Origin of the sequence: Comamonas sp. (assembly GCF_036666375.1) — a bacterium.
In the GTDB taxonomy this organism is placed as follows: Bacteria; Pseudomonadota; Gammaproteobacteria; order Burkholderiales; family Burkholderiaceae_C; genus Comamonas.
On sequence record NZ_JAVWWA010000022.1, the window covers coordinates 16,554 to 38,142 of the forward strand.

The window sequence follows — 21,589 nt, forward strand, 5'->3', positions numbered from 1 at the left end:
GCGGGCATCCGTTCAGGCAAGGTCCTTGAGCAGCCGGCGCAGCACCTTGCCCGCGCCCGTGGCCGGCAGCGCGGCGATGATGCGCACTTCGCGCGGCGCCTTGTAGGGCGCCATGTTGTCGCGCGCCCATTGCACCAGTTCGGCCGCGTCCAGCGCCTGGCCCGGCTTGGCGACGACGAAGGCGCGCACCACTTCGCCCTTCTCGGCATCGGGCACGCCTATCACCGCCGCCTGGGCAATCGCCGGGTGGCGTATCAGAATGGTTTCGACTTCCTCGGGAAACACGCTGTAGCCCGAGACCTTGATCATTTCCTTGAAGCGGCCCATGAACGTCAGATAGCCGTCGGCATCTATGCGGCCCATGTCGCCGGTGTGCACCCAGCCGCCGCGCAATGTCTGCGCCGTGGCTTCGGGCTTGTTCCAGTAACCGAGGAAATTGCCCGGTCCGCGGATGGTGATCTCGCCGACTTCGCCGGCCGGCAAGGCCTGGCCCGTGAGGCTGTCGATGATGCGGATCTCGTTGCCCGGCACGGGCTTGCCATGCGTGCCCCAGCGGATTGCGTCCGCGGGCATGGTGCTGTCGACGGTATGCGTTTCGCTCAGGCCGTAGGCGGCCTCGCAGGCAATGCAGTCGGGTGCAAGCGTGCGCCACTGCGCGGCCAGTGCCTCGGTGAAGGTGATGCCGAAACTGGTGACGGCATTGCGCTTGAGCGATGACAGATCCATCTCGCGCACGCCCGGCAGCTGCAGCAGCGCGACGTTCATGGGCGCGATGCTGTACCACCAGCTCACGCGGTAGCGCTCTATCGCCTGGGCCGTGGCCAGCGCGTCGAAGCGAAACAGCAGCACCGTGGGCGCGCCCGTGAGCACCGGCAGGTTCACGCCCATCAGCATGCCCGCGATGTGGTACAGCGGCGCGATCGCCAGCAGCACGGCGCTGCGATCGATGCCATTGGTCAGCGCCGAGGCCTGGGTCTTGAACCAGGCGTTGCGGTAGCTGAGCATCGCCCCCTTGGGCAGGCCGGTAGTGCCCGAGGTATAGGTCATCAGCGCGACATCGTCCATGGCGATGTCCACGGGCGCGGCCTGCGCGCCCGAAAGCGCGACCTGCAGAAAGTCCTCGCAGCCTTCGGGCACGGCGCGCGGCGCAGCCTGCAGCTGGGCCAGCTCGGCCGGCAATGCCAGCGTCGCGACCTCAGGCAACAGGTCGGCGTAATGCACGACGAATACATGGGCCAGCGCCGTCGTGGCGCGCACCTTGTCGACCACGGGCAGCAGCCCGGCCGCGCTGACGATCACCCGCGCCTGCAGGTCGCCCAGCTGATATTCGAGCTCATGCTCCTTGTTGAGCGGTCCGCAGGGGCAGACGATGGCGCCGATTTTCTGAATGCCGTAATGCGCCATCACGTACTGCGGGCAGTTGTTCATGAACAGCGCCACGGGCTCGCCCTTGGCCACGCCCAGCGCCTGCAGCCGCGCCGCAAAGGCCTCGCTGCCGGCGTCGATTTCGGCCCAGGTGACGCAGCGGCCGTACCACTGGTAGGCCGTTGCATCGGGGTGGTGGCGCGCGTTGGCGCGCAGGCATTCATGCAGCGGCTGCTGCTCGGCGGAATCGGCCATGGCGTTGTCTCCTTGGTGTCTGGATTCACCGGTTCTCAGTACCGCATCAGGGTTTGCCATAGGACGCGATACCGGCAGGTGTCTTTTCAATATATACCGCTGGGTATGACAAAGCCAATCCAGCTTTCACCCATGCGACACCCCCTCACCGCCCCGCCTCCAGCCGCCGCCCCGGACAACTCCCTGGCGCGCGATCCGCTGCTGCCCGCGGGCGGGCGCCAGCGCCGGCCCACGGCCGAATCCGACGCCAAGCGCGAGCGCATCCTGCAGGCCGCGCAGGCGCTGTTCCATGCCCAGGGCTACGCCAACACCACCATGGCGCAGATCGTCGATGCGCTCGGCGTGACCAAGCCTTTCGTCTACTACTACTTTCGCAACAAGCAGGAAATCTTCGAGGCGCTGTCGTGGCGCCCCACGGTGGCCTGCTTCACGGTGCTCGACTTTCCCGCCAGCGACCTGCGCCCGGCGCACGAGAAAGTCGAGGACGGCCTGCGGCAGTTGATACGCGCGACCATCGCGCACTATCCCGCGGCCTTCTTCCCCTATCGCGAGCCGCAGTGCTACCGGCCCGAGTACCTCGCGCAGTCGCGCCGCATCGCCAACCACTTCTACCGGCAGCTGTGCGCGCTGCTCGAGCAAGGCCGCGCCAGCGGCCATTTCGACTTCCGCGAAACGCGCATCACGGCCCAGGCCGCGTGCAGCCTTCCTGGTTTTCTCTACCATTGGTACCGCCCCGACGGCCGCCTCGACGCCCAAGCCATGGAGCAGGAACTGCTGCTGCTGGCCCTGCGCGTCATCGGTCTGCGCGCTGGCCCACCCTCCAAGGAGAATCCATGAAGAAGCGAATGGCGCTTGCGCTGATGTTCTGTTCCGGTCTGCTGGCCGCTCTGCCCGCGGCCCGTGCCGCGGACTTTCCGGCCAAGCCGCTGCGCTGGGTCGTGCCCTACCCTGCAGGTGGCGGATCGGACTTCATGGCGCGCGCCCTCGCCCAGCCACTGGCCGCAGATCTGCAGCAATCCGTGGCCGTGGAGAACAAACCCGGCAGCAACGGTGCGGTCGCGGTTGCCGACCTGCTGCGCGCTCCCGCCGACGGCCACACGCTGCTCAATGTCGACAGCGGCACGCTGGTATTCAACGCCGCGCTCTACAAGCACCTGAGCTATTCGCCGACGCGCGATCTGACGCTGGTCACGCTGCTGGCGCGCACACCGATGATCCTGCTGGTAGGCCCGGGCAGCCAGGCGCGCAATCTCCCGGCGTTTCTCGCCGAAGCCCGCCGCGGCCCGGGGCGCCTGAGCTACGGCTCGGCCGGCGCCGGCAGCCCGCATCACCTGGCCATGGAACTGCTCAAGAAGCAGGCCAGCCTGCCCATGACGCATGTGCCTTACCGCGGCTCCGCGCCCGCGCTCAGCGATCTGGTGGCCGGGCAGATTCCGGCCGTGATGAGCGACTACGCGCCGGCCAGCGGCTTTCTCAAGTCGGGCAAGCTGCGCGCGCTGGCCGTGGCCGACACCCGGCGCCATCCGCTGCTGCCCGACGTTCCCACGTTCGAGGAGCTGGGACTGGCGGGAATGCAGGCCTCGGCACTGATCGGCGTCGCCGTGCGCGCATCCACGCCCGCCGACACCGTGGCCGCGCTGCAGCAGGCCATTGCCGCCGCGCTGCAGCGCCCCGAGATACGCGCCCGCTACACCGATCTGGGCCTGGAGCCCGTGGCCAGCACGCCCCAGGCCTTTGAAGAACTGGTGCGCATGGAAACCGCGCGCTGGCACCCGCTGATCCGCAGCCAGGGCATTGCGCTCGAGTAGCGTGGCCGCCCAGGCATCTGCTTTCACCTTCCAGGAGACCTGCTTCCATGCCTGCCATGTCCACCCGTTCGCTGCGCCCCCTGGCCGCGGCCGCCCTGCTGTGCGCCGCCGGCGCCCAGGCCCAGGAAACGTTCAAGATCGCCTACATCGATCCGCTGTCCGGGCCTTTCGTCAACGTCGGCGAGCTGATGCTCAACCATGTGCAGTTTGCGGTCGAGGAGATCAACGCCCAGGGCGGGCTGCCGGGCAAGGCACAGCTGCAGCTGCTGCAGTTCGACAGCAAGCTGTCGGCGCAGGAAAGCCAGAGCGCGCTGCAGGCGGCCATAGACCAAGGGGCGCGCGCCATCATCACCGGCGGCTCGGGCTCTTCGGTGGTGACGGCGCTGGTGCAGTCGGCCGCGCGCCACAACCAGCGCAATCCGGGCAAGGAAGTGCTGGTGCTCAACCATTCGTCGATAGACCCCGAGCTCACGGGCAAGGCCTGCAATTTCTGGCACTTCATGTTCGATGCCAACACCGCGATGCGCATGAAGGCGATCAGCGACTACATCAAGACCCAGCCCGCCATCAAGAACGTCTACCTGCTCAACCAGGACTACGCGCATGGCAAGCAGTGGGCGGCCTATGGCCGCAGCATGGTGGGCGCGGCCCGCCCCGACATCCAGTTTGTCGGCGAGACGCTGCACCCCATAGGCCGCGTCAAGGATTTCGCGCCCTATGTCGCCAAGATCAAGGCATCCGGCGCCGACACCCTCATCACCGGCAACTGGGGCCAGGACATGGCCTTGCTGCTCAAGTCCGCGGGCGACGCCGGCCTTGACTACCGCTACTTCAACCACAGCGCGGGCGGCGTTCCCGGCACCGTGCTGGCCGTCTCCCAGGCCGGCAAGGGCCAGCTGACCTGGGTCGCCGAATGGCACCCGGGCCAGGCCGATCGGCCTGCCGTCGATGCCCAGGCCAAGGCCTACAAGGCGAAAACCGGCAAGGATTTTCTCGCCCCGCGCATCGACATGACCGTGCGCTTCCTGGCCGCGGCAATGCAGAAGTCGCAGTCGACCGACCCGCTCAAACTCGCGCTGGCCATGGAAGACATGGCCCTGGACACCAGCGTGGGCAAGGTGCGCATGCGCGGCCAGGACCACCAGCTGCTGCTGGCGCAGGTGGTCAACACCATTGCGCCGGTAGACGGCAAGCGCGTGACCCAGGGCTGGGAAGGCACGCAGTGGGGCTTTCGCACCGATGCCGTGATTCCCGCCGAGCAGCTGACGCTGCCCAGCGCCTGCCAGATGCAGCGGCCCATGCGACGTTAAAGACGTCGCCGGGAAAATTCGACGCTCAAACGTCGCCGCGTCCATTCGACGCGCACGCGTCGCCGCGGCAAGCCGATCTCAGCGTTTGCCAAAGATGCCGCGGCCCACGCGCACCATGGTGCTGCCCGCATGCACCGCGGCCTCGAGGTCGGCGGTCATGCCCAGCGACAGCGTGTCGAACGCCGCCAGGCCCGGCGCGCCGCTGGCGGCAATGCTGTCGAACAGCAGGCGCACGCGGCGGTGCACCGCGTACTGCGCGGCGAAGTCCGCGCCCTCCTCGGGAATCGCCATCAGCCCGCGCAGCTGCAGGTTGGGCAGCAGCGCGATTTCCTGGGCCAGCGCCAGCGCCTCCTCGGGCGGCACGCCCGACTTGGCCGCCCCGCCGTCGGGGTTGACCTGCAGGCAGACCTGCAGCGGCGCCAGGCCTTCGGGCCGCTGGTCGGACAGCCGCTGCGCGATCTTCAGCCGGTCCACGCTCTGCGCCCAGTCGAAATGCTCGGCAACCAGCCGCGTCTTGTTGCTCTGGATCGGGCCAATGCAGTGCCAGCGCAGCGGCGCATGGCCCGGCGGCCAGGCCATTTCACGCAGGATGGCGATCTTTTCAACCGCCTCCTGGATGTAGTTCTCGCCGAAATCGCGCTGGCCCGCAAGCGCGGCTTCGTACACCGCGTCGGGGCCGAACGTCTTGGAGACGGCAAGCAGCGCAACGCTGCCCGGCGCGCGTTCGGCGTCCACGCAGGCCTGGTCAAGGCGCGCGTGGATCTGGTGGAGGTTGTTACCAATCATTGTCATAATCACCGACAAGCGTACCAAACGACAAAGGGCCTTTCGTGGACATCACCCAATTGCTGGCGTTCAGCGTCAAGAACAAGGCATCCGACCTGCATCTTTCCGCTGGCCTGCCGCCGATGATCCGGGTGCACGGCGACGTGCGGCGCATCAATGTCGACGCACTGGACCACAAGACCGTGCACGCGATGATCTACGACATCATGAGCGACGCCCAGCGCAAGGTCTACGACGAGATGCTGGAGATCGACTTCTCGTTCGAGATCGAAGGCCTGGCGCGGTTTCGCGTCAACGCCTTCAACCAGCAGCGCGGCGCGGCCGCGGTGTTCCGTACCATTCCGAGCAAGATCCTGACGCTCGAGCAGCTCAACGCGCCCAAGATCTTCGCCGAGCTCGCGCTCAAGCCGCGCGGCCTGGTGCTCGTGACCGGCCCCACGGGCTCGGGCAAGTCGACCACGCTGGCGGCCATGGTCAACTACCTCAACGAGACCGAATACGGCCATATCCTGACCGTCGAGGACCCGATCGAATTCGTCCACGACTCGAAGAAATGCCTGATCAACCAGCGTGAAGTCGGGCCGATGACGCATTCGTTCTCGGCCGCGCTGCGCTCGGCGCTGCGCGAGGATCCGGACGCCATCCTGGTCGGCGAAATGCGCGACCTCGAAACCATTCGCCTGGCGATGACGGCCGCCGAAACCGGTCATCTGGTGTTCGGCACGCTGCACACCTCGAGCGCCGCCAAGACCATTGACCGTATCATCGACGTCTTCCCCGCCGAGGAAAAGGAAATGGTGCGCGCCATGCTGTCCGAGTCGCTGCAGGCCGTCATCTCGCAGACGCTGTGCAAGACCAAGGACGGCCAGGGCCGCGTTGCCGCGCATGAAATCATGCTGGGCACCAGCGCCATCCGCAACCTGATCCGCGAGGCCAAGGTGGCGCAGATGTACTCCACCATCCAGACCAGCCAGAACGTGGGCATGCAGACGCTGGACCAGAACCTCACCGACCTGGTGCGCCGCAACATCATCACTGCGGCGGAAGCGCGCGGCAAAGCCAAGATTCCGGACAACTTCCCCGGGTGAGCACGCTGCCATGACTCTGCTCCTGCGCCCGTACCGCGCCAGCCACCCAGGCGATAGCGCCCGGAGCCTGCGGTGATACGCATCCTGCAGCGGCTGCGCCAGGCGCCGGAGCCCGAGATCTCGCGCCAGGACGCGGAGTCGGCATTCTTCACCACCGTCTGGCACCAGGGCAACCAGGAGCCGCTGGTTCCCTGGGAGGCGCGCGCGGTCGAGCTGGGCGCGCGGCCGCTGCCGGCGCGCCCCGCGCTGCGCCAGCTGCAGGCGCTGTGGGCGCATGACCGCCATCTGTCGACGCTGGGCGCCGATGCGCTGGCGCGCATGGAGCGCTATCTGCACTTCGCCGCCGTCAAGGCCCAGCGCGACGTGATCCTGCAGGACGAATACGGCAACTTCATGGTGGTGGTGCTCAGCGGCGAGCTGGTCGTCAACCGCCGCCAGCCCTGGGGCGAAACGCTGCGCCTGGCACAGACCGGGCCCGGCGATCTGCTGGGCGAAATGTCGCTGCTCGACAGCGGACAGCGCTTTTCGAGCTGCACCACGCTGGTCGACAGCGAACTCGCGGTGCTCAGCGCCGAAGCCCTGGACGACATGCTGGCGCACGACCCCGCGCTCGCCGCCCAGTTGATCGCCATCCTGGCACGCAAGCTTTCGGTGCGCCTGCGCGCCGTCAGCAGCCGCCTGGGCCAGCAGACGCCCTAGCCACACACTACCTGGCGCAGGACCTGCCCCAGTCACCGGAGAATTCCATGGAACGAGACCAGGCGAGTAAATTCATCAATGATCTGCTGCAACTCATGGTCAGCCGCAACGGCAGCGACCTGTTCATCACCGCCGAGTTTCCACCCGCGATCAAGGTCGACGGCAAGATCACCAAGGTCTCGCCCCAGCCGCTGACGCCGCTGCACACGCTCACGCTCGCGCGCTCCATCATGAGCGACAAGCAGATCGCCGACTTCGAGCGCACCAAGGAAAGCAACTTCGCGATCTCGCCCGCGGGCATAGGCCGCTTTCGCGTCAACACTTTCGTGCAGCAGGGCCGCATCGGCATGGTCATGCGGACCATTCCGATGACCGTGCCGACCATAGACAAGCTGGGCGTGCCGCAGGTGCTCAAGGACATCGCGATGTGCAAGCGCGGCCTGTGCATACTCGTCGGCGCCACGGGCTCGGGCAAGTCGACGACGCTGGCGGCCATGGTCGACTGGCGCAACGAAAACTCGTACGGCCACATCATCACCGTCGAGGACCCGATCGAATTCGTGCACCCGCACAAGAACTGCGTCGTCACCCAGCGCGAAGTGGGCCTGGACACCGAAAGCTGGGAAGCCGCGCTGAAGAACACGCTGCGCCAGGCACCCGACGTGATACTGATGGGGGAAATCCGCGACCGCGAGACCATGGAGCATGCGATCGCGTTCTCCGAAACCGGCCACCTGTGCCTGGCCACGCTGCACGCCAACAGCGCCAACCAGGCGCTGGACCGCATCGTCAACTTCTTCCCCGAGGAGCGCCGCCAGCAGCTGCTGATGGACCTGTCGCTCAACCTGCGCGCCATGGTGTCGCAGCGCCTGATCGCCAAGCAGGACAGCAAGGGCCGGGTCGCGGCCATGGAAGTCATGCTCAACACGCCGCTGATTTCCGATCTGATCTTCAAGGGCGAAGTCGCCGAGATCAAGGAAATCATGAAGAAAGGGCGCGACCTGGGCATGCAGACCTTCGACCAGGCGCTGTACGATCTGTTCGAAGCCCAGCAGATCACCTATGAAGATGCGCTGCGCAATGCCGACTCGGTCAATGACCTGCGGCTGAACATCAAGCTCAACAGCCAGCGCGCGCGCAATCTTGACCTGTCCTCGGGCACCGAGCATTTCGCGATTGTCTGATCCTGCTGCCCTGCATTTTTTGCCCGATCCCCGGGCTGTTTTTCGTTTGGAGAGTGTTTTCTATGTCTAGCCTTGCCGTCTCGCCACGCTCCGTGGCCTTCCTGGGCCTGGGTGTGATGGGCTACCCCATGGCCGGCCACCTCGCTCGTGCCGGCCACAGTGTCACGGTCTACAACCGCAGCCCGGCAAAGGCCGCGCAGTGGTGCGCCGAGTTCGCCGACACGGCCGCGCCGCGCCAGGCCGCGACGCCGCGCGAAGCCGCGCAAGGCGCCGACATCGTGTTCTGCTGCGTGGGCAATGACGACGACCTGCGCTCGGTGGTGCTGGGCGCGCAGGGCGCACTCGCGGGCATGCAGCCTGGCGCGATCTTTGTCGACCACACGACAGCCTCGGCCGAAGTCGCGCGCGAACTCAACGCCGCGGCCCAGGCGCTGGGCCTGCAGTTCATCGACGCGCCGGTCTCGGGCGGCCAGGCCGGCGCCCAGAACGGCCAGCTCACCGTGATGTGCGGCGGCGATGCCGCGGCCTTTGCCACCGTGCAGCCCGTGGCCATGGCGTTCTCGCGCGCCTGCACGCTGCTGGGCGAAAGCGGCTCGGGCCAGCTCGCGAAGATGGTCAATCAGATCTGCCTCGCCGGCCTGATCCAGGGCCTGTCCGAAGCGATTGCATTCGGCGGCAAGGCCGGCCTGGACATGAACCAGGTGCTTGAAGTCATAGGCAAGGGCGCGGCGCAAAGCTGGCAGATGGACCAGCGCGGCAAGACCATGGTCGCCGACAAGTTCGACTTCGGCTTTGCGGTCGACTGGATGCGCAAGGACCTGGGCCTGGTGCTCGACGAAGCGCGGCGCAACGGCGCGCGCGTTCCGGTCACGGCGCTGGTCGACCAGTTCTACGCCGATGTGCAGCAGATGGGCGGCAACCGCTGGGACACCTCCAGTCTCATCAAACGCTTGAAATAAGCGCCGCGTTCAAGGCCGCCTTCCCGCATGCACCCAGACGGGCGCCATGGGGAAATCGATGCGACCCAGCGACTGGATGTCGACCAGGCCGGCTTGGGCCATCATCCGGCCTATGCCGCCAGGGCGCGGCAGATGGTTGCCGCGCACCGCCAGCGTGCCGTAGAACGGCAGCACCCTGGCCGCCAGTTCCGGGTCATCGACCTGCTCGGCATGGGCCAGCAGCAGCCGACCACCCGGACTGAGCGCGGCGCAGGCCTGGTGCACCAGTGCCTGCGGATCGCGCATGAAATGCAGCACCGCCGAGCACCAGATGAGGTCGTAGCCGCTGCCTATCGAATCGGTCTCCAGGTCGCAGCCCAGGGCCTGCAAGCGGCCGGACAGCCCCGCCGCGAGAATGTTCTCCTGCGCCACCTCGGCAGTCTCGGGCTGGTCGCAAAGCACGCCCTGCCAGCGCGGCAGGCGCTGCGCCAGCGCAATGCCTACATGGCCTGGCCCGCCGCCCAGATCGAGCAGGCGCCCCGTCGCTGGCAGTGCCAATGTGTCGATCAGGCCCAGCACCGCGGGCACGGTCACGACGCGCTGCTCCTGCCCTATCTGCACGCGCGCCGCCTGAGCCCAGCTGCCCTGCGGCGCGGCCGCGCCCCGCGGATCGAAGCCCTGATGCAGCAGCGTCTCCCACTGGTTCGCAAAGCGCTCCATGAATTGCGCGCGGTAGAGCCAGGCCTGGGCACAGTTCTGCGCCGAGGCCGAGGTGAAATGCCGCAGCGCCAGCGGCGAAGCCGTGTAGCGCGGCGTGGCGGGCGCGTCCAGCGCGCTGTGCCGCGACAGCAGCTCCATGCTCCACAGCAGGTCCAGCCAGACGCTGGTCGCCACCGGATCGAGTTCCAGCTGCGCGGCCAGCGCCGCGGCGCTGGCCGGCTGGCGCAGCCGCTCGAACAGGCCCAGCGTGAGGGCCTGCTCCAGGGCCCGGGTCTGTATTGGTGCCGCGGCCAGGGTCCAGAACGGCTGCAGATCATGCGCGGCATGGAAATTCATTGTCCACCTCCCGGTGCAGAGGGCTTCAGGCCGGCGCAACACAGCGCCTCGGGTTCGTATTTCATGCAATGGCTCCAGGAAGACAGGCGCTTGTTCGCCCTGGATTCACTGTAGATTCAGACGCGAATGGCTATCATTCATTTTTTAGGCGATCCGGATTCTTTGTTTGGCATTCCGGAGCACGCCCAGCGACCAGGAGAAGCGCCCATGACTTACCGCATCGATGCGGCAGACATCGCAGCCCCGGCGCGCCGGGGACAGGGCACCTGGTGGCGCTCGCAGCTGCCCCAGACCCTGGGGCCCTGCACCAACGACATCTGCCGGCTCGACGACGGCCTGGCACTCGCCTACGCCGACTACCTGCCGCAGCAAGACCTGCTCGAGGCCAGCACCATAGACCGCGGCTGCCGCGCCCTGACCATCACGGTGGCGCTCGAAGGCGCGTCGAGCACCGTAGCCAGCGACGGCCAGTGCTTCGAGTTCATCGCCGGCCACAGCACGGTCGCGGCGTTTGCCAGCGCGCGCGCCGTGCGCCGCTTTCCAGCCCGGCGCCGCACGCGCCAGCTGCGGCTGATTGCCGATGAATCGCTGCTGCAGCGCTACCGGCTGGAGCCGCTGCTCGATGGCGTTGCGCACGACGACCGCGCCCGCCACCTGTTCTTCGGCCAGCAGGACGCCGCGACCCGGCAGCTGGCCCAGGCGCTGGTGCATCTGCACGGCCGCGACGCCAGCGTGCTCGACCTGCAGATCGCCGCGCTGAGCCTGCTGGCGGCGCAGGCCCGAACGCTGCAGCCGCTACCGCAGGTCACCCCGGGCCGGCTGCGCGCGGACGATCAGCAGCGCTTGCTGCAGGCGCGCGACATCCTGCTGCAGCAATACGACCAGGCGCTGACCATCGCCTACCTGTGCACCGCGACCGGCATCAATGAATTCAAGCTCAAGCAGGGCTTTCGCGAACTGTTCGGCACCAGCCCCCACCGCATGCTCACCGACATCCGCATGAAGAAGGCCTGGCAGCTGCTCGAATCCGGCCTGCGCGTGTCCACGGTCGCCGACCGCGTCGGCTACCGCCACCTGTCGAGCTTCAGCGCGGCGTTCGAGCGCCACTATGGCCGCAGGCCCAAGTCGGTGTCCCGCGCCTGCTGAAACAAAAACAGCCGGCATGGCCGGCTGTTTCATGGAGTGCGCAGTATCAGGGCGCGACCGTGGGCGAACTGTCGGTCGTGACCGGTGCCTGCTTGGGCTGGTAGCGCGCCAGATCCTCTTCCGAGACCACTTCGAACACGCGCACCACCTTGGTCACGTCATTGACGCCGCGCGCGATTTCGGCCGCGCGCTTGGCTTCGCGCGGCGTGACTATGCCCATCAGATAGACCACCTTGTTCTCGGTCGTCACCTTGATCGCCGAGGCCTGGATATCCTTGGCATCGAGCAGGCTCGCGCGCACCTTGCCGGTGATGAAGGTGTCGGCCGAACGCTGGCTCAGCGTCGCGGTGAACGGCGCGACCACGACCTCGTTGACCACGCCGCGCACGTTGTCGACCGATTCGACCAGGCGTGTCATCGCCTGCTTGTCGGTCTCGTTGCCCACTTCGCCGGTCAGCAGCACCTGGCGGTTGTAGCTGGTCACATTGATGCGCGCCTTGTCGCCCAGCGTGTCGCGGATACGGTTCGCGGCCTTGACCTCTATGCTTTCGTCTTCGACCTGGGTGCCGGCCGTGCGCCGGTCCACGGCCACCAGCGTGCCCGCGACCATGCCGCCACCGACCACCAGCGGAACGCAAGCCGACAATGCGCCACCGAGCAGCACCACGGCCAGCGAGGAACAAACGGCACGACGGATCTTGAACTTCATAAAGGCATCTCCTGTTCACCTAACAACTGGGCATCCACGCCGTCGCACAGGCAGTGCAGCACCAGGGCATGCACTTCGCGCACGCGCGCCGCGCGGTCATGCGGCACGCAGATCAGCACATCGGTCTCGCGCATGCGCGCCGCCAAGGTGCCGCCGGTACGGCCGCTGAGCACCACGGCCATCATGTCGCGCTCGTGCGCGGCCTCGACGGCTTCGAGTGCGCAGGGGTCGTTGCCGGTCACCGACAGCACCAGCAGCAGATCGCCCGCCTGGCCCAGCGCACGCACCTGGCGGGCCAGATAGTGCTGGGCATTGCCGCCGCCGCCCGACACCGGCAGGCTGCCAAGCAGCCCTCCTTGCGCGCTCAGCGCGAGTGCCGCGAGTTCGGGACGGTCGCGCTCGAACCCCGTCACGCACAGCGATGCGAACATCTGCGCGTCAGTGACGGAAGGGCCCGAGCCGCAGGCCAGGACCTTGCCGCCACTGGTGACGCAGGCCAGCATGGCCTGCACGGCGGAAGCGATGGGAAGACTCAACGCCTGCGCCGCCTGATACTTCAGATCGGCGCTGTCGATGAAATGCTGTTGGATACGTTGCTCTAGCATGGAGGCCCGATGATACCTGCGAGGCTGCAAACCTTTCGCCATCCCACGGTTACCGCTCGTTTCCGTCAAAGGCTGCGCGCAGCCATTGCAGGCCGCCGGCGTCGAGCAGCACCACATCGAAGCGGCAAGGCGGTGGCGACGACCAGCGTTGCAGATAATGCCGGGCCGCGCACACAATACGGGCCTGCTTGGTCCTGCCTATGCTGGCGCCGGCGCCGCCGTAGTCCGCGTGGCGACGCCGGCGCACCTCGACAAACACCAGCGTGCCTGCGGCATCGCGCATGATGAGGTCAATCTCGCCACCGCCACGCCCGGGCGTCCGATAATTGCGCTCCACCAGCCGCAGTCCCGCGGCCTGCAGACAATGCAGTGCCTGGTCTTCCGCGGCCTGGCCCAGTTGCCGCGTGGTTGACGGCGCCGCGCCCGCTGCGCCCGGATTTTTAAGGAAACCCATTGAGTGCCTCTTTCGCCTCTGCGCTGAGCGCTGCCCACGACGCAGCCTCGGCGCAACACTATCCGCAAGGCGCCCTGTATGTGGTCGCCACCCCGATCGGCAATCTGGCCGACATCAGCCTGCGCGCGCTGCATGTGCTGCAGATCGTCGACACCGTTGCCTGCGAGGACACGCGCCATACCCAGGGCCTGCTGCGCTCCTACGGCCTGGAGCGCCCCGGCAGCCAGCTGCTGGCCCTGCACCAGCATAACGAAGCCGAAGCCGCGCAACAGGTGATCGCACGCCTGCAGCAGGGTCAGCGCATCGCTTACGTGAGCGACGCGGGCACGCCCGGCGTCAGCGATCCCGGCGCGCGCCTGGCCGCAGCCGTCCAGGCCGCAGGCCTGCGCACCATTCCGCTGCCCGGCGCGAGCAGCATCACGGCCGCGCTGAGCGTCGCCGGCGCGGTCGCGCCGTCGCAGGCCAGCAGCGGTTTTCTGTTTGCGGGCTTTCTTGCCAGCAAGCAGGCCGAGCGTGCAACGCAGGTGCAGCAACTGGGCCTCGAAGCGCGCTGCTGCGTGCTGCTCGAAGCGCCGCACCGCATAGGCGAGCTGGCCCAGGCGCTGGCGGTGCTGGGTGCACGCAACGTCACGCTGGCGCGCGAAATCACCAAGCAGTTCGAGGAAATCGTGACCCAGCCCGCGGACCAGCTGCCCGCCTGGCTCGAAGGCTCGCCGCAGCGCTCGCGCGGTGAATTCGTGGTCGTGCTGCATCCCGTCGCGCTGCAGGAAGACAGCGGCGAAGGCCTGCGCGTGCTGCGCCTGCTGCTGGCCGAACTGCCGACCAAGGTCGCGGTACGGCTGGCCGCCGACATCACCGGCGCGGCGCGCAACGCCCTCTATGACGCGGCGCTGCAGATCAAGCGCGCAGACGCCGACGAAGACTGAACGGCAGCGCGCGCCCGGCCCATCTACACTGCTGTCCAGGCCGCCATGGCCTCTTCGGGAGATGCAGCATGACCGATTTCGCGCCCGCCTTCGCCTGCGTTCTTGCGCTGCTGGCCAGCTCCGCCACGGCACAGCAGCCTGTTCCCGGGGACATCGCCGTATGGCGCAACTCGCTGGGCATGGCGTTCGTGCGCATTCCCGCCGGCAGCTTTGCCATGGGCAGCGCCGAAGACCCCGAAGCGCTGGCGCGCGACTTTCCCCTGCTTGAACGCCAGCGCTTCGAGGCGCTCGCCGACGAAGCGCCGGTGCACGCGGTGCGCATCAGCCACGACTTCTACCTGGGCCAGCACGAAGTCACCGTGGGGCAGTTCCGCCGCTTCATCGAGGCCTCGGGCTACCGCCCCGAATCCGAAGCCGACGGCACAGGCGGCTATGGCTACAACCCGGCCTACGACCCCGCGAGCAGCGCGCGCGGCGACGCCTTCGAAGGCCGCGATCCGCGCTATTCCTGGCGCAATCCCGGCTTTGCCCAAGGTGATGACCACCCGGTCGTCAACGTCACCTGGAACGACGCCCAGGCGCTGGCCGCATGGCTCAGTCGCAGCGAAGGCCATCAATACCGTCTGCCGACCGAAGCGCAATGGGAATACGCCTGCCGCGCGGGCACCCGTACCCGCTATCCGCACGGCGACGACCCGCAGGGGCTGGTGCGCACGGCCAACACCTTCGACCAGAGCGCGGCCGCATTCTGGCCGCGCTGGCGCCAGCATGCGCTCGCCGGCAACGACGGCCATGCGTTCACCGCGCCTGTAGGCAGCCATGCGCCCAATGCCTTCGGCCTGCACGACATGCTGGGCAACGCCTGGGAATGGGTCGCGGACTGGCATGCATCGACCTACTACGCCGAGGCCCCGGCCAGCGATCCGCAAGGCCCGGCCGAAGGCAGCGTGCGCGTGCGCCGAGGCGGCTCATGGCATACATGGCCGCTGTATGCGCGCTGCGCCTACCGCAACTGGAACACGCCGCAGACCCGCTATACGCTGGTCGGCATACGCCTGGTGCGCGACATCAGGCCATGACAGGACGCGCCGGCGCTGTCAGCCCTGCGTATAGGCCAGGCCCGAGGCCACGCCGCCAAACAGATCGCCTTCGACCTGCTCCGTCTGCGGAAATGCCGCGCGCAGCGCGCTGCGCAGAGGACGCAGCGCAGAGGAGCCGCCCGTGAGATAAATCGCATCGAGCTCCCGGGCTTGCACGCCCGCGCGACGCAGGCATTCCTGGGCGCAGGCGACCACGCGCGTCAGCGCGGGCTGCAGATGCAGGTCCAGCAGCTCGGGCGTGGCCTGAGCCTGCAGCTGGTTCTCGAGCCAGCCCAGGTCCAGGGTCTGGGCCGCGCCGCTTTGCGACACCGCGATCTTGCCCTGCTCCATGGTGTTGGCCAGGCGGTGGCCCAGGCGCTCTTCGAGCACCGTCATCAGCCGCGCATGCAGGCGCTCGTCCTGGTAGTCGGTGCGCAGGTTCTGCGCCTCGCGCACCGCCTTGGCGGTATAGAGCCACTGGATCAGATGCCAGGTCGACAGATCGAAGAACACGCGGCTGGGCACTTCGCGCCCGCTCTTGCCATGGTGGCGCAGGCCCAGCAGCGGCTGCAGCAGCTCGAGATTGAGCCGCTGGTCGAAGTCGGTACCGCCGATGTGCACGCCCGTGGTCGCCAGCACGTCTACGCTGCGGTCCGGGTGCGCGATGCGCTCCGGCCCCAGGCGCACGACGGTGAAGTCGGAAGTACCACCGCCTATGTCGACCACCAGCACCACCGATTCACGGTCCAGGCGCTGCTCATAGTCGAGCGCCGCGGCAATCGGTTCGAGCTGGAACTGCACTTCGGCAAAGCCCGCGCGGTGCGCGGCTTCGCGCAGCGCGCCTTCGGCCAGCGCGTCGCGCTCGGGGTCATCATCGACGAAATGCACCGGCCGGCCCAGCACCACGCGCTCGGGCATCTGGCCCAGCTCCTTCTGGGCGCGGTTGGCCAGATGGCGCAGAAACAGCGCAATGATGTCCTGGTAGCTCACCAGATTGCCGTGCACCACGGTCTTGTCCTGCAGCAGCGCGCTGCCCAGCAGGCTCTTGAGCGAGCGCATCAGCCGCCCCTCCTCGCCTTCGAGGTACTGGGACATGGCGTCGCGGCCGTAATGGGTGCTCAGTTCCTCGGCGTGAAAAAACAGGGCCGTGGGCATGGCCAGCATCTCGCCTTCCAGAGGAATCAGGCGGGCCGGGTTGGCGCCGACACGCAGCGCCATCGCCGAGTTGGAGGTGCCGAAATCAATGCCGAGGGTGCTGGGAAACGAAGAAGTCATCAATCAGAGGGCCGCAGCGAAGTGCGCGCAGAGAAGGTGAACACCGGTTGCGGCCCGGCAGGCGGACCGCAAAAACAAAAACGCCCACTGAAAAGTGGGCGTTGAATGTTTGGTTGCGCGAGAAGGATTTGAACCTCCGACCTTTGGGTTATGAGCCCAACGAGCTACCAGACTGCTCCATCGCGCGGTATGTAGTTATTGTACAGCAGATTTAGGCTGCTGCGTCAGAAGTTTGCACTTCTTGGCTGCGTTCAACCAGCTCAACGTAGGCCATGGGGGCGTTGTCGCCCACGCGGAAGCCCATCTTCAGGATACGCGTGTAGCCACCGGGACGGGCGTTGAACAGGGGACCCAGCACGTTGAACAGCTTGGTGACGCTGTCGCGGTCGCGCAGGCGGTCGAAAGCCAGGCGGCGGTTGGCGACGGTGTCGACCTTGGCCAGGGTGATCATGGGCTCGATCACGCGGCGCAGTTCCTTGGCCTTGGGGACGGTGGTCTTGATGGCTTCGTGCTCGATGAGCGAATTCATCATGTTCTGCAGCATCGCCAGGCGGTGCGAAGAAGTGCGGTTGAGTTTGCGGAGGCCGTGACCGTGGCGCATGGTGCTTTTTCCTTGATATTTAATTAAATCGGGCAGCCGTATCAGGTACTGCCCGAGGCACTTCCCACCCCAAAAAGGCGGGATGCAGATTATAGCTTAACGCTTGTCCAGGCCGGCTGGCGGCCAGTTTTCGAGCTTCATGCCCAGCGTCAGACCGCGGGAAGCCAGGACTTCCTTGATCTCGTTGAGCGACTTGCGACCCAGGTTGGGGGTCTTGAGCAGCTCGTTCTCGGTACGCTGAATCAGGTCGCCGATGTAGTAGATGTTTTCGGCCTTCAAGCAGTTGGCCGAACGCACCGTCAGTTCCAGCTCGTCCACAGGACGCAGCAGGATAGGATCGAAGCTGGCGTTGTTGCGCGGAGCTGCGCTGCCAGTGATGCCTTCCAGATCGCCGCCTTCGAGCTGTGCGAACACAGCCAGCTGCTCGACCAGGATCTTCGCCGAAGCGCGCACTGCATCTTCCGCGGTGATGGCACCGTTGGTTTCGATTTCGACCACGAGCTTGTCCAGGTCGGTACGCTGTTCGACACGTGCGCTTTCGACCGTGTAGCTGACGCGCTTCACGGGAGAGAACGAAGCGTCGAGCACAATGCGGCCGATCGACTTGGTGGACTCATCGCCATAGCGACGCACATTGCCCGGCACATAGCCACGGCCCTTTTCGACCTTGATCTGCATGTCCAGCTTGCCGCCTTGCGACAGGTTGGCGATGACATGATCAGGGTTCACGATTTCGACATCGTGCGGGGTCTGGATATCACGTGCAGTGACAACGCCTTCGCCATCCTTGCGCAGGCTCAGCGTGACTTCGTCACGGTTGTGCAGCTTGAACACCACGCCCTTGAGGTTCAGCAGGATGTTGACCACATCTTCCTGAACGCCGTCGATCGAGGAGTACTCATGGAGCACGCCGGCAATCGTGACTTCCGTCGCTGCGTAACCCACCATGGACGAGAGCAGAACACGGCGCAGGGCATTGCCCAGCGTGTGGCCGTAACCACGCTCGAACGGCTCAAGTGCGACCTTGGCACGGTTGTGGCCAAGTTGTTCGACATTGATTGCCTTGGGTTTCAGCAAATTGGTTTGCATGCAGACTTCCTCTCAATACCCCCGGCTCGTTACACCGGTAAGGCTGGTGAAGCGCCTAAACCGCGATGCCTCGCGGTTTAGGGACGGTTTTAGCGAAAATTAGCCGGAAAAATCAACGCGAATACAATTCAACGATCAGGGATTCGTTGATGTCTGCGCCGAATTCGTCACGGTCAGGAGCCTTCTTGAAGGTTCCTTCAGCCTTGTCCAGGCTGACTTCCACCCAAGCGGGGAAGCCCACTTGCTGAGCCAGTTGCAGGGCTTCGACAATGCGAGCCTGCTTCTTGGACTTTTCGCGCACGGCAACCACGTCACCGACCTTGACCAGGTAGGAAGCGATGTTCACCGATTGACCGTTCACCGTGATCGCCTTGTGCGACACCAGCTGGCGGGCTTCTGCACGCGTGGAGCCGAAGCCCATGCGGTACACGACGTTGTCCAGACGGCTTTCCAGCAGCGTCAGCAGGTTTGCACCCGTGTTGCCCTTTTTGCCATCAGCAGCTTCGAAGTAGCGGCGGAATTGCTTTTCCAGAATGCCGTACATGCGCTTGACCTTCTGCTTTTCGCGCAGCTGCAGACCGTAGTCCGAAGTGCGTTGGCCAGAAGTGCGGCCATGCTGGCCAGGCTTCGTGTCGAACTTCGACTTGTCCGCGATCGAGCGACGTGCGCTCTTCAGGAACAGGTCGGTGCCTTCACGGCGGGAAAGTTTGGCCTTAGGGCCGATATAACGTGCCACGTGATCTTCCTTGTGTCATCTGCCGCAAAACAATTGCGGGAGCCACCTGCCTGGCATAGCCATGCAGGTGGCGGTGGGCTTATAAAAAATTAGATACGACGACGCTTTTGAGGGCGGCAGCCGTTGTGCGGCACAGGCGTCACGTCCGAGATGGAAGTGATGCGGATGCCCAGGGCACCCAGAGCGCGCACCGACGATTCGCGACCAGGACCGGGGCCCTTGATTTCGACGTCGACGTTCTTGATGCCTTGTTCAATCGCTGCACGACCAGCAACTTCGGAAGCCACTTGAGCTGCGAAAGGCGTCGACTTGCGCGAGCCCTTGAAGCCTTGGCCACCCGACGAAGCCCAAGACAATGCATTGCCCTGGCGGTCAGTGATGGTGATGATCGTGTTGTTGAACGACGCATGCACGTGAGCGATACCGTCAGAAATGTTCTTGCGAACCTTCTTGCGAACGCGCTGCGATGCGTTGTTTGCGGGAGATTTAGCCATAGTGATCTTTCAATCTCTTTATTTCTTCAAAGCCGCTGCACCCTTACGCGGACCCTTGCGAGTACGCGCATTTGTGCGAGTGCGCTGGCCGCGCATGGGCAGGCCACGGCGATGACGGAAACCGCGATAGCAACCGATGTCCATCAAACGCTTGATGTTCATCGTTGTTTCGCGACGCAGGTCACCTTCGATGGTGAACTGTGCAATCGCATCACGGATTTTTTCGAGATCGCCATCCGTCAGATCTTTGATCTTCTTGGAATATGCGATTTCGCATGCTTCGCAAATCTTGCGAGCGCGGGTACGACCGATACCATAAATAGCGGTCAGGCCGATTTCAGCATGCTGATGCGGCGGAATATTAATGCCAGCTATACGTGCCATATGCGTCCTCTATACTTTCAATCAACCCTGGCGCTGCTTATGGCGCTGGTCTGTGCAGATCACACGCACCACACCCTTGCGGCGGATGATCTTGCAGTTGCGGCAGATTTTCTTGACCGAAGCCGAAACTCTCATTTCATTCTCCTAAAACTTTGCATCCGTTCCGGCCATTCTGCGCGGAACTCGTGGCGTCCCTACGTGGGACAAATCTACTAACTCTGAGCTGGATGCTCCTGGCGTCGCCGGGAGCATCCATAACCTTTTCTCAAGTGCCCGGCGTAGCCTTGAAGTTCGCTTTTTTGAGGAGCGACTCGTACTGCTGCGACATCATGTAGTTCTGCACCTGTGCCATGAAGTCCATGGTCACCACCACAATGATCAGCAGTGATGTACCACCGAAGTAGAACGGAACGTTGTACTTCAGGATCATGAACTCGGGCAGCAGACAGACAAACGTGATGTAAACCGCGCCAGCCAAGGTCAGGCGAACCAGGATCTTGTCGATGTAGCGTGCCGTGTGCTCACCTGGGCGAATGCCCGGAATGAACGCACCGCTCTTCTTCAGATTGTCGGCTGTTTCCCGGCTGTTGAAGACCAGGGCCGTATAGAAGAAGCAGAAGAAGATGATGGCCGCTGCATAAAACATCACATAGACCGGCTGACCTGGGGTCAGGGCACCTGCGATGTCACGCAACCAACGCATCGACTCTCCCGCGCTGAACCAGTTCACCACCGTGGCAGGCAACAAGATGATCGAGGAAGCGAAGATGGGAGGGATGACCCCGGCCATGTTCAGCTTCAGTGGCAAGTGCGAGGACTGACCACCATAAACCTTGTTTCCTACTTGACGGCGTGCGTAGTTCACCAGGATCTTGCGCTGCCCCCGCTCGACGAACACGACGAAATACGTCACGCCAGCCACCACGAGAACAATGAAGATCGCAGCCAGAATGCTCATCGCGCCGGTGCGCACCAGTTCCAGCAATCCACCAATCGAGCTGGGCAAGCCTGCGGCAATACCAGCAAAGATAAGGATCGAGATACCGTTGCCCAGACCACGTTCAGTGATCTGTTCACCGAGCCACATCAGGAACATGGTGCCAGCGGTCAGGCTGACCACCGCCGTGAGGCGGAAGCCCATACCTGGGCTGAGCACCAGCCCTGCCGAGCTTTCCAGAGCCACTGCAATCCCAAGGGACTGAAAAATTGCCAAGGCCAAAGTGCCGTAGCGGGTGTACTGGGTGATCTTGCGACGACCCGATTCACCTTCTTTTTTCAGCTGTTCGAACGTCGGGACGACATAGGTCATCAGTTGCATGATGATCGATGCCGAGATGTACGGCATGATCCCCAGTGCGAACACCGTGAAGCGCGAAAGCGCTCCACCCGAGAACATATTGAACAGATTGAGAATGCCGCCCTGCTGGCCATTGAACAGCTGCTGCAGCTGCGCTGGGTCGATGCCCGGCACGGGGATATGCGCCCCGATACGGTATACGACCAGCGCAAGCAACAGAAAAACCAGCCGACGACGCAAATCGCCGAATTTTCCGGTTTTTGCAATTTGAGCTGCGCTAGTAGCCACGGATGTCTTCTTTCAGA

At 65.1% G+C, this 21,589-nt stretch carries 24 protein-coding genes and 1 tRNA gene; 10 read left to right on the forward strand and 15 right to left on the reverse strand.

The window, feature by feature from the left end; genetic code table 11:
• Positions 1-12 precede the first annotated feature (12 nt).
• The gene (locus RR928_RS07865; RefSeq protein WP_332549584.1) at positions 13-1,620 is read right to left on the reverse strand and encodes an AMP-binding protein; all 1,608 of its coding nucleotides are present in this window, start codon (positions 1,618-1,620) and stop codon (positions 13-15) included.
• 132 nt (positions 1,621-1,752) lie between these two features.
• On the opposite strand from RR928_RS07865, the gene RR928_RS07870 reads away from it, so the two are divergent.
• The 3 genes from RR928_RS07870 to RR928_RS07880 are packed head-to-tail and all read left to right on the forward strand — an operon-like array spanning position 1,753 to position 4,738.
• The gene (locus RR928_RS07870) at positions 1,753-2,457 is read left to right on the forward strand and encodes a TetR/AcrR family transcriptional regulator (RefSeq protein ID WP_442881437.1); all 705 of its coding nucleotides are present in this window, start codon (positions 1,753-1,755) and stop codon (positions 2,455-2,457) included.
• On the forward strand, positions 2,454-3,428 hold the full coding sequence (locus RR928_RS07875; RefSeq protein ID WP_332534706.1) for a Bug family tripartite tricarboxylate transporter substrate binding protein: 975 nt from the start codon (positions 2,454-2,456) through the stop codon (positions 3,426-3,428). Before RR928_RS07870 ends, RR928_RS07875 begins: the two co-directional genes overlap by 4 nt.
• Before the next feature lie 56 nt (positions 3,429-3,484).
• Entirely contained in the window at positions 3,485-4,738 is a 1,254-nt protein-coding gene (locus RR928_RS07880; RefSeq protein WP_332682062.1) for a branched-chain amino acid ABC transporter substrate-binding protein, read from the forward strand.
• A 78-nt stretch (positions 4,739-4,816) separates the two neighbouring features.
• Here RR928_RS07880 and RR928_RS07885 read toward each other — a convergent pair whose 3' ends face one another.
• Positions 4,817-5,530 carry a YggS family pyridoxal phosphate-dependent enzyme gene (locus tag RR928_RS07885; RefSeq protein WP_332534703.1) on the reverse strand — a complete coding sequence of 238 codons (714 nt, stop codon included), beginning with the start codon at positions 5,528-5,530 and terminating at the stop codon, positions 4,817-4,819.
• Positions 5,531-5,568: 38 nt separating this feature from the next.
• Between RR928_RS07885 and RR928_RS07890 the strand changes: the two genes are divergently transcribed.
• The 4 genes from RR928_RS07890 (at position 5,569) to RR928_RS07905 (ending at position 9,454) form a co-directional block, all read left to right on the forward strand.
• Entirely contained in the window at positions 5,569-6,612 is a 1,044-nt protein-coding gene (locus tag RR928_RS07890; protein WP_332534701.1) for a type IV pilus twitching motility protein PilT, read from the forward strand.
• Positions 6,613-6,684: 72 nt separating this feature from the next.
• Positions 6,685-7,311 (forward strand): Crp/Fnr family transcriptional regulator, encoded by a 627-nt coding sequence (locus RR928_RS07895; protein ID WP_442881436.1) that lies wholly within the window; start codon positions 6,685-6,687, stop codon positions 7,309-7,311.
• Between the two features lie 47 nt (positions 7,312-7,358).
• A complete protein-coding gene (locus RR928_RS07900) occupies positions 7,359-8,495 on the forward strand; it encodes a PilT/PilU family type 4a pilus ATPase (RefSeq protein ID WP_332534699.1) in 1,137 nt (378 codons plus the stop codon).
• Between the two features lie 62 nt (positions 8,496-8,557).
• The gene (locus tag RR928_RS07905; protein ID WP_332540020.1) at positions 8,558-9,454 is read left to right on the forward strand and encodes an NAD(P)-dependent oxidoreductase; all 897 of its coding nucleotides are present in this window, start codon (positions 8,558-8,560) and stop codon (positions 9,452-9,454) included.
• A gap of 9 nt (positions 9,455-9,463) precedes the next feature.
• Here RR928_RS07905 and RR928_RS07910 read toward each other — a convergent pair whose 3' ends face one another.
• On the reverse strand, positions 9,464-10,489 hold the full coding sequence (locus RR928_RS07910; protein ID WP_332682065.1) for a class I SAM-dependent methyltransferase: 1,026 nt from the start codon (positions 10,487-10,489) through the stop codon (positions 9,464-9,466).
• 207 nt (positions 10,490-10,696) lie between these two features.
• Here RR928_RS07910 and RR928_RS07915 point away from each other — a divergent pair, with 207 nt between their 5' ends.
• On the forward strand, positions 10,697-11,635 hold the full coding sequence (locus RR928_RS07915; RefSeq protein WP_332682067.1) for an AraC family transcriptional regulator: 939 nt from the start codon (positions 10,697-10,699) through the stop codon (positions 11,633-11,635).
• Positions 11,636-11,681: 46 nt separating this feature from the next.
• Here RR928_RS07915 and RR928_RS07920 read toward each other — a convergent pair whose 3' ends face one another.
• The 3 genes from RR928_RS07920 to RR928_RS07930 are packed head-to-tail and all read right to left on the reverse strand — an operon-like array spanning position 11,682 to position 13,403.
• A complete protein-coding gene (locus RR928_RS07920; RefSeq protein ID WP_332540017.1) occupies positions 11,682-12,344 on the reverse strand; it encodes a BON domain-containing protein in 663 nt (220 codons plus the stop codon).
• On the reverse strand, positions 12,341-12,949 hold the full coding sequence (locus tag RR928_RS07925) for an SIS domain-containing protein (protein ID WP_332540015.1): 609 nt from the start codon (positions 12,947-12,949) through the stop codon (positions 12,341-12,343). Before RR928_RS07925 ends, RR928_RS07920 begins: the two co-directional genes overlap by 4 nt.
• 49 nt (positions 12,950-12,998) lie before the next feature.
• A complete protein-coding gene (locus RR928_RS07930) occupies positions 12,999-13,403 on the reverse strand; it encodes a YraN family protein (protein WP_332540014.1) in 405 nt (134 codons plus the stop codon).
• Between RR928_RS07930 and rsmI the strand changes: the two genes are divergently transcribed.
• Positions 13,403-14,329 carry a 16S rRNA (cytidine(1402)-2'-O)-methyltransferase gene (gene rsmI, locus RR928_RS07935; RefSeq protein WP_332682070.1) on the forward strand — a complete coding sequence of 309 codons (927 nt, stop codon included), beginning with the start codon at positions 13,403-13,405 and terminating at the stop codon, positions 14,327-14,329. The two genes, RR928_RS07930 and rsmI, sit on opposite strands and share 1 nt — an antisense overlap.
• Before the next feature lie 68 nt (positions 14,330-14,397).
• Positions 14,398-15,408: a formylglycine-generating enzyme family protein gene (locus tag RR928_RS07940; RefSeq protein ID WP_442881649.1), complete on the forward strand. Its 1,011-nt coding sequence runs from the start codon at positions 14,398-14,400 to the stop codon at positions 15,406-15,408.
• 18 nt (positions 15,409-15,426) lie between these two features.
• Here RR928_RS07940 and RR928_RS07945 read toward each other — a convergent pair whose 3' ends face one another.
• From RR928_RS07945 to secY, 9 genes are all read right to left on the reverse strand, one after another.
• The gene (locus RR928_RS07945; protein ID WP_332540010.1) at positions 15,427-16,683 is read right to left on the reverse strand and encodes an Hsp70 family protein; all 1,257 of its coding nucleotides are present in this window, start codon (positions 16,681-16,683) and stop codon (positions 15,427-15,429) included.
• Between the two features lie 110 nt (positions 16,684-16,793).
• A tRNA-Met gene (locus RR928_RS07950) sits at positions 16,794-16,870 on the reverse strand.
• 24 nt (positions 16,871-16,894) lie between these two features.
• On the reverse strand, positions 16,895-17,284 hold the full coding sequence (rplQ, locus tag RR928_RS07955) for a 50S ribosomal protein L17 (protein WP_332540008.1): 390 nt from the start codon (positions 17,282-17,284) through the stop codon (positions 16,895-16,897).
• Positions 17,285-17,380: 96 nt separating this feature from the next.
• Positions 17,381-18,373: a DNA-directed RNA polymerase subunit alpha gene (locus RR928_RS07960; protein WP_159911552.1), complete on the reverse strand. Its 993-nt coding sequence runs from the start codon at positions 18,371-18,373 to the stop codon at positions 17,381-17,383.
• Positions 18,374-18,485: 112 nt separating this feature from the next.
• The gene (gene rpsD, locus RR928_RS07965) at positions 18,486-19,109 is read right to left on the reverse strand and encodes a 30S ribosomal protein S4 (RefSeq protein ID WP_332538234.1); all 624 of its coding nucleotides are present in this window, start codon (positions 19,107-19,109) and stop codon (positions 18,486-18,488) included.
• A gap of 89 nt (positions 19,110-19,198) precedes the next feature.
• Positions 19,199-19,603, reverse strand: coding sequence for a 30S ribosomal protein S11 (gene rpsK, locus RR928_RS07970; protein WP_159911550.1), 405 nt, complete (start codon positions 19,601-19,603; stop codon positions 19,199-19,201).
• Positions 19,604-19,621: 18 nt separating this feature from the next.
• Positions 19,622-19,987: a 30S ribosomal protein S13 gene (gene rpsM, locus RR928_RS07975; RefSeq protein WP_159911549.1), complete on the reverse strand. Its 366-nt coding sequence runs from the start codon at positions 19,985-19,987 to the stop codon at positions 19,622-19,624.
• 21 nt (positions 19,988-20,008) lie between these two features.
• A complete protein-coding gene (gene rpmJ, locus RR928_RS07980) occupies positions 20,009-20,122 on the reverse strand; it encodes a 50S ribosomal protein L36 (RefSeq protein ID WP_003050535.1) in 114 nt (37 codons plus the stop codon).
• 130 nt (positions 20,123-20,252) lie between these two features.
• Positions 20,253-21,572 carry a preprotein translocase subunit SecY gene (secY, locus tag RR928_RS07985; protein WP_213299574.1) on the reverse strand — a complete coding sequence of 440 codons (1,320 nt, stop codon included), beginning with the start codon at positions 21,570-21,572 and terminating at the stop codon, positions 20,253-20,255.
• Positions 21,573-21,589: the final 17 nt, after the last annotated feature.

Excerpts from the sequence above, each read along its gene's own strand:
- RR928_RS07865 (WP_332549584.1), bottom strand. The coding sequence starts at position 1,620 with ATGGCCGATTCCGCCGAGCAGCAGCCGCTGCATGAATGCCTGCGCGCC.
- RR928_RS07870 (WP_442881437.1), top strand. The coding sequence starts at position 1,753 with ATGCGACACCCCCTCACCGCCCCGCCTCCAGCCGCCGCCCCGGACAAC.
- RR928_RS07875 (WP_332534706.1), top strand. The coding sequence starts at position 2,454 with ATGAAGAAGCGAATGGCGCTTGCGCTGATGTTCTGTTCCGGTCTGCTG.
- RR928_RS07880 (WP_332682062.1), top strand. The coding sequence starts at position 3,485 with ATGTCCACCCGTTCGCTGCGCCCCCTGGCCGCGGCCGCCCTGCTGTGC.
- RR928_RS07885 (WP_332534703.1), bottom strand. The coding sequence starts at position 5,530 with ATGACAATGATTGGTAACAACCTCCACCAGATCCACGCGCGCCTTGAC.
- RR928_RS07900 (WP_332534699.1), top strand. The coding sequence starts at position 7,359 with ATGGAACGAGACCAGGCGAGTAAATTCATCAATGATCTGCTGCAACTC.
- RR928_RS07905 (WP_332540020.1), top strand. The coding sequence starts at position 8,558 with ATGTCTAGCCTTGCCGTCTCGCCACGCTCCGTGGCCTTCCTGGGCCTG.
- RR928_RS07910 (WP_332682065.1), bottom strand. The coding sequence starts at position 10,489 with ATGAATTTCCATGCCGCGCATGATCTGCAGCCGTTCTGGACCCTGGCC.
- RR928_RS07915 (WP_332682067.1), top strand. The coding sequence starts at position 10,697 with ATGACTTACCGCATCGATGCGGCAGACATCGCAGCCCCGGCGCGCCGG.
- RR928_RS07920 (WP_332540017.1), bottom strand. The coding sequence starts at position 12,344 with ATGAAGTTCAAGATCCGTCGTGCCGTTTGTTCCTCGCTGGCCGTGGTG.
- RR928_RS07925 (WP_332540015.1), bottom strand. The coding sequence starts at position 12,949 with ATGCTAGAGCAACGTATCCAACAGCATTTCATCGACAGCGCCGATCTG.
- RR928_RS07930 (WP_332540014.1), bottom strand. The coding sequence starts at position 13,403 with ATGGGTTTCCTTAAAAATCCGGGCGCAGCGGGCGCGGCGCCGTCAACC.
- RR928_RS07940 (WP_442881649.1), top strand. The coding sequence starts at position 14,398 with ATGACCGATTTCGCGCCCGCCTTCGCCTGCGTTCTTGCGCTGCTGGCC.
- RR928_RS07945 (WP_332540010.1), bottom strand. The coding sequence starts at position 16,683 with ATGACTTCTTCGTTTCCCAGCACCCTCGGCATTGATTTCGGCACCTCC.
- rplQ (WP_332540008.1), bottom strand. The coding sequence starts at position 17,284 with ATGCGCCACGGTCACGGCCTCCGCAAACTCAACCGCACTTCTTCGCAC.
- RR928_RS07960 (WP_159911552.1), bottom strand. The coding sequence starts at position 18,373 with ATGCAAACCAATTTGCTGAAACCCAAGGCAATCAATGTCGAACAACTT.
- rpsK (WP_159911550.1), bottom strand. The coding sequence starts at position 19,603 with ATGGCTAAATCTCCCGCAAACAACGCATCGCAGCGCGTTCGCAAGAAG.
- rpsM (WP_159911549.1), bottom strand. The coding sequence starts at position 19,987 with ATGGCACGTATAGCTGGCATTAATATTCCGCCGCATCAGCATGCTGAA.
- rpmJ (WP_003050535.1), bottom strand. The coding sequence starts at position 20,122 with ATGAGAGTTTCGGCTTCGGTCAAGAAAATCTGCCGCAACTGCAAGATC.